This window comes from Thiococcus pfennigii, from assembly GCF_016583835.1.
Taxonomy (GTDB): Bacteria; Pseudomonadota; Gammaproteobacteria; order Chromatiales; family Chromatiaceae; genus Thiococcus; species Thiococcus pfennigii.
In genome coordinates, this window is sequence record NZ_NRRW01000141.1 from 1 (window position 1) to 920 (window position 920).

The 920-nt window shown below is 66.6% G+C and carries 1 protein-coding gene; it reads left to right on the forward strand.

Annotation, left to right across the window (positions count from 1 at the left end):
• Positions 1-920, forward strand: a 920-nt coding sequence (gene groEL / locus CKO41_RS18285) for a chaperonin GroEL (RefSeq protein ID WP_200383290.1), incomplete at both ends; no start/stop codon positions are given.

Genomic DNA, 920 nt, shown 5'->3' on the forward strand with positions numbered 1-920 from the left:
GCCCAGATGGTCAAGGAGGTCGCCTCCAAGACCTCCGACGTCGCCGGTGACGGCACCACCACCGCCACCGTGCTGGCCCAGGCCATGGTCCGCGAGGGCCTGAAGGCCGTCGCCGCCGGCATGAACCCGATGGACCTCAAGCGCGGCATCGACAAGGCCGTCACGGCGGCCGTCGAAGAGCTCAAGGGCATGTCCAAGCCCTGCACCGAGAGCAAGGCGATCGCCCAGGTCGGCGCCATCTCGGCGAACTCCGACGAGTCGATCGGCGAGATCATCGCCGGGGCGATGGAGAAGGTCGGCAAGGAGGGCGTCATCACCGTCGAGGAAGGCACCTCGCTGCACAACGAGCTCGACGTCGTCGAGGGCATGCAGTTCGACCGCGGCTACCTCTCGCCCTACTTCATCAACAACCAGCAGAGCCAGAGCGCCGAGCTGGAAGACCCCTTCATCCTGCTGCACGACAAGAAGATCTCCAACATCCGCGACCTGCTGCCGATCCTCGAGGCGGTCGCCAAGTCGAGCCGGCCGCTGCTGATCGTCGCCGAGGACATCGAGGGCGAGGCGCTGGCGACGCTGGTCGTCAACACCATCCGCGGCATCATCAAGGTCTGCGCCGTCAAGGCCCCGGGCTTCGGTGACCGCCGCAAGGCGATGCTGCAGGATATCGCCATCCTGACCGGTGCCACCGTCATCGCCGAAGAGGTCGGCCTGTCGCTGGAGAAGGCCACGCTCAACGAGCTGGGCAGCGCCAAGAAGGTCCAGGTCTCGAAGGACGAGACGACCATCATCGACGGCGCCGGCACCGAGGCCGACATCAAGAGCCGCTGCGAGCAGATCCGTCAGCAGGTCGAGGAGACCACCTCCGACTACGACCGCGAGAAGCTCCAGGAGCGCCTGGCCAAGCTCGCCGGTGGTGTCGC